The organism is Terriglobales bacterium (assembly GCA_035624475.1).
In the GTDB taxonomy this organism is placed as follows: Bacteria; Acidobacteriota; Terriglobia; order Terriglobales; family Acidobacteriaceae; genus DASPRL01.
This window is the reverse complement of record DASPRL010000117.1, coordinates 1-4,577: the sequence shown is the minus strand read 5'-3', so window position 1 is coordinate 4,577 and position 4,577 is coordinate 1. Positions and strand designations below refer to the sequence as shown.

The 4,577-nt window shown below is 67.0% G+C and carries 6 protein-coding genes; all 6 read right to left on the bottom strand.

Translation table 11 applies throughout. The features are described 5' to 3' along the window. Positions 1-443, bottom strand: a 443-nt coding sequence (locus tag VEG08_05080) for an alcohol dehydrogenase catalytic domain-containing protein (protein ID HXZ27356.1), incomplete at its 3' end; no start/stop codon positions are given. 8 nt (positions 444-451) lie between these two features. Further along, positions 452-1,576 (bottom strand): zinc-dependent dehydrogenase, encoded by a 1,125-nt coding sequence (locus tag VEG08_05075; GenBank protein HXZ27355.1) that lies wholly within the window; start codon positions 1,574-1,576, stop codon positions 452-454. Between the two features lie 6 nt (positions 1,577-1,582). Beyond that, the gene (locus VEG08_05070) at positions 1,583-2,293 is read right to left on the bottom strand and encodes a hypothetical protein (GenBank protein ID HXZ27354.1); all 711 of its coding nucleotides are present in this window, start codon (positions 2,291-2,293) and stop codon (positions 1,583-1,585) included. Next, positions 2,286-3,272, bottom strand: coding sequence for a hopanoid-associated sugar epimerase (hpnA, locus tag VEG08_05065; protein HXZ27353.1), 987 nt, complete (start codon positions 3,270-3,272; stop codon positions 2,286-2,288). The genes VEG08_05070 and hpnA overlap by 8 nt, the downstream gene beginning before the upstream one ends. 18 nt (positions 3,273-3,290) lie before the next feature. Further along, complete coding sequence (locus tag VEG08_05060) at positions 3,291-3,734, bottom strand: hypothetical protein (protein HXZ27352.1); 444 nt, start codon at positions 3,732-3,734, stop codon at positions 3,291-3,293. After that, a partial coding sequence (gene hpnH / locus VEG08_05055) for an adenosyl-hopene transferase HpnH (protein ID HXZ27351.1) occupies positions 3,731-4,577 on the bottom strand: 847 nt, incomplete at its 5' end. The genes hpnH and VEG08_05060, both read right to left, overlap by 4 nt.

Below are 4,577 nucleotides of genomic sequence, written 5' to 3'. Positions count from 1 at the left end.
AGGGGCTCGGCCATGGCGGCCGCATCGAAGGAGACCGTCGGCGGGATGGCCAGCATGTTGGTTTCGACGATCCTTCGCGGGATGCGGATGTACTCGGCGTAAGCGCCGTTGTTGAACAGCAGGTCTTCGCAGAGGTTCTCCTGGTGCTTGGAGCAGTAGAAGCACATCTGGCAGGGCGCCGAATTCAGCGCCACCACCCGCATGCCCTTCTTGAAGCCCTTGACGTTGGGGCCCACTTCCTCGATCACCCCGGCCAATTCGTGGCCGAAGAGGGCGGGCGGCACGATCATCTTGGCGTGGTAGCCGCGCTGGTAGACCTTCAGGTCGGTGCCGCAGGTGAGGGCCACCTGCACCTTGATGAGGACTTCGCCCTCGCCCACGCGAGGAATGGGCACTTTCTCGATTTTCACGTCCTCTTTGCCGTAGAGGACGGCTGCTGTCATGTGTCCGTTCACTTGGAACGTCCTTCCCAGTTGCTGCCCGGCTGGATGACCACTTTCATCGATTCCGGCCGCGGATGGGCAGCGAAATCCAGCGCTTCCACGGCGCTGCTCAGGGGAAAGCGGTGCGTGATCAGGCTCGTGAGGTCGGCCTTCCGCCCCAGCACGAACTCCACCGATTTCTCCTGCAGGTCCACAGAAGCACTGTAGGAACCCAACAGGGTCTTCTCGTCCACACAGATGGCTGCAGGATCGATGGCAGCCTGACTGCGCACCGTCTGCGCGAACAACAATACCCTGCCCCCGGGCCTCGCCGCCTCCAGAGCCGGACCGATGAGGTTGTTCCCGGCTGCGGCCACGATGACGGCGTCGGCGCCGCGACCGCCAGTGAGCCCTCGTACCGTTTGTATCGTATCGACGCGCGAGGCGTCGATGGTGCAGTCAAGTCCGTAACTTCTCCCAATTGTATGCCTTTGGGGGAACAAATCGGAAGTGATAACGCTAGCCCCCACCCCTTTGGCTAGTATCGCCAAAAGGATGCCGATGGGCCCCTGCCCCATGACCAGCACCGTCTCCCCCGCCTCCAGGCGCAGGCCCTCGATGCCCTTCATGCAGGTGTTGACCGGCTCGACGAAACTGGCCTGCTCGAAGCTCACCTCGCCGGGGATGCGCACCACACCCCGGTGGACGATCCAGTCCATCACCCGCACGTACTCGGCGAAGCCGCCCCCCGAGGGCTCGAAGCCCGCCGTGCAGCCCACCTGCTTGTACACCGGGCACTGGGCGTAGACCCGATGCCGGCAGTAGAAGCACTCGCCGCAGGGGATGTGGTGGAATGCCATCACCCGGTCGCCGGGCTGGAACCGGGTCACGCCTTCGCCTACCGCCGCCACCACCCCTGCCGTCTCGTGGCCGAAGATGCGGGGGGCGGAGTGCGAGCCGGTGGAGATCTTCTTGAGATCGGTGCCGCAGATGCCGCAGGTGTGCACCCGGAGCAGCAGCTCGCCCGCCCCCAGGGCCGGCACCGGCACCGTCTCCAGGCGGACGTCGCCCTTGCCGCGGTAGACCGCAGCCTGCATGGTCGCGGGGATCGCCCCCTGCACCTGCCGGCTCCCGGATTCTGTGGCCGTCGCCATGTTGATCTAGTGCTGCATCACGGCGGCCGCCTCGGTCTTGCCGGCGTGCTGCCGGATCAACTCTTCCAGCAATCTCGCCAGCGCCTCGGCCGCCCGATCGCTGTGTCGCTTCAAGCGCGCGATCCTTCTCCACCAGCCGGGATGCACCGCGGCCTGCGCCACGAAGCGTCCTGCCTCGAACTTCCCTTCCCCGTCCACGAAGCCCTGCAGCGGCGGCAATTCGAAGCCGAGGTCGTCGGAAACCGCCTTGGCCGCCAGAAAGGGCAGCCCGTGGGCGTGTGCTACTTCCCCGACCGCAAAACCTTCCATGTCGACCACGTCGGCGTCGAAGCGCGCGGCCAATTCGCGCTTCTTGGCCAGGCCCGCGATCTGCCGCGAACTGACCACCACGCCCTCGCCACCGGCGGTGGCCAGGCGGCGTCCCGTCAACTCGTCGATCACTGCGGCCGCTACCAGCGTCTTTCCCAAGATCCACTGCGGACGCAGGCCGCCCGCCAGCCCGGAGGCGATCAGCAACGCCGGCTGGGCGCGCGCGATCATGGCTTCGGCGGCGCGTCGCCCGGCTTCGTAGCCGATCCCGCCGCACAGCACCACCGCCTCTTGCGTCTCAAAGAACTTGTACCGCCGCCCGGCGGTTTCGACCAGCGCGGTCCTCCAGCCCTTCACCAGGGGCGCGACCTCGGTCTCCATGGCGGTGACGATGCCTACCCTAGACATAGCCGTGGCTCCGGAACCACTCCACCGCGCGGCGCAGGGCGTCCGCCACGGGCACGATCTTCCAGCCCAATTCGCGCTCCGCCTTGGCCGAGGAAGCGTACATCTTCTTACGGCCCATGCGCACCGTATCCAGCGTGACCCGGGGCTCGCGCCGCAGCAGCACGCCGGTGAACAGCGTGTCCACCGCGCCCGTGGCCAGAGCCACAGCGTACGGGATCTTCATCGTGGGCGCGGGCAGCCCGGTCAGCGCGGCCAGCTTGTCGAGAATCGCCTTCAGGGTCAGGTTCTCCCCTCCCAGGATGTAGCGCTCGCCCGGCCGCGCCTTCTCGGCGGCGGCCACGTGCCCGCGCGCCACCGCCACCACGTCCACCAGGTTCAGCCCGGTGTCCACGTAGGCGGGAAACTTCCGCTTGAGGAAGTCCACGATGATCCGCCCGGTGGGCGTGGGCTTGATGTCCTGCTCGCCGATGGGCGCGGTGGGATTCACCATCACCACGTCGGCGCCGGCGCGCGCCGCCTCCATCGCCACTTGCTCCGCCATGAACTTGGAGCGCTTGTAGTGGCCGATCATGTTGGCCAGCGAAACCGGCGAGCTCTCGTCGCAGGGCGTCCCGTTCTTGGTGAAGCCCATGGTGGCCACGCTGGAGGTGTACACCACGCGCCGCACCCCGCAGGCCTGCGCCGCCTGGATCACCGCCCGCGTCCCTTCGACGTTCGAGCGGTACATCTCGGCAGGATCGCGGGCCCACAGGCGGTAGTCCGCGGCCACGTGAAAGACCAATTCGCAGCCGCCCATACCCTTGCGCAGCGACTCGGGATCGCGCAGGTCCCCGGTGACACGCTCGCCCGGCAGGCCTTCGAGGTTGCCGGTCAGGCTGGTAGGCCGCACCAGCAAGCGCAGATCGGCTCCTTGTTGAGAAAGAACGCGCGCCACGTGGCTGCCTACAAAGCCCGTCGCGCCTGTCACGAAAACCTTCATCGGGTCGGGAACCGGCGGCTACTCCAGCTCTTCCGGCTGCAGGGAGATGTTCTTCTCACCCGCGGCTTTGCGCTCCCAGTACTGCCGCACCCAGTTCTCCCAGCTCTTGCCCGCGGCCATGTCGCGGCCACTGAAGGCCAGGCCGGCGATCTCGGAATAGCAGACCGAAACCTTGGGCCCGCCGTCCTTGGGCAGCACCCGGACCAGGGAATCCTTCAGGCTGCTGCCGCTGCGGCGGTCGAAGATGTAGCCCTCGATCCTGGAGCCGTCCTTGCGGGTGATCAGCACGTCGCCCCGGTAGCTGAAGGCGCGCTCCAGGGCCTCACGGAGTTCCTCCTCGCTGGCCAGTTCCGGTATCCAGCCTTCCACCTGGTCGCGCGCGAAGCCGGGGACCACCTCCAGGTGCTGCGGGTCCGCCGCCGCGGCAGAGTGCTCTTCCCGGCCGGTTTCCCGCCCGCTCACGGACGCGTCTCCTGGACCGTGCGCTCCTCGATCTGCACCAGGGGCGCGAGGGGCCGCACCGGGAGCATGGGTTCGTTCAGCATCTGCTCCGCCGCCGGGTCGCGGTAGGCGGAAGAGAAGGTCGCTCGCACCGTGCCCCAGAAGCCGCGCAGGGAACCGAAGGTGTCGTTCACCGCCGAAGCCTCGTAGCCGCTGTGCACCATGCAGTTGGCGCACTTCGGGTTCCCCGACTCGGTCCCGTACTTCTCCCACTCCGTCGACGCCAGCAACTCGGCGAACGAGTCCGCGTAGCCGTCCTGCAGCAGGTAGCAGGGCTTCTGCCAGCCGAAGACGTTGAAGGTGGGCATGCCCCAGGGAGTGCAGGCGTAGTCGCGCTTGCCCATCAGGAACTCCAAAAAGAGCGGCGACATGTTGAAGCGCCAGTCCTGCTTGCGGTTCGAGAGGATGGCGCGGAAGAGCCGCCGGGTGCGGGCCCGCCCCAGGAAGTGGTGCTGATCGGGGGCCTTCTCGTAGGAATAGCCGGGCGAGAGCATCATGCCCTCCACGCCCAGTTCCATCATCTCGTCGAAAAAGGCGCGCACGCTCTTGGGGTCGGCGCCGTCGAACAGGGTGGTGTTGGTGGTGACGCGGAAGCCGCGCCCCAGCGCCTCCCGGACGGCCTCCACCGCCTTGTCGTAGCCGCCCTCGAGGCAGACGGACAAGTCGTGGTGTTCGCGCTGCCCGTCCAGGTGCACCGAGAAGGTCAGGTACTTGCTCGGCCGGAAGAGATCGATCTTCTGCTTCAGCAGCAGCGCGTTGGTGCACAGGTAGATGTACTTTTTGCGCTCGACCAGCCCGGCCACG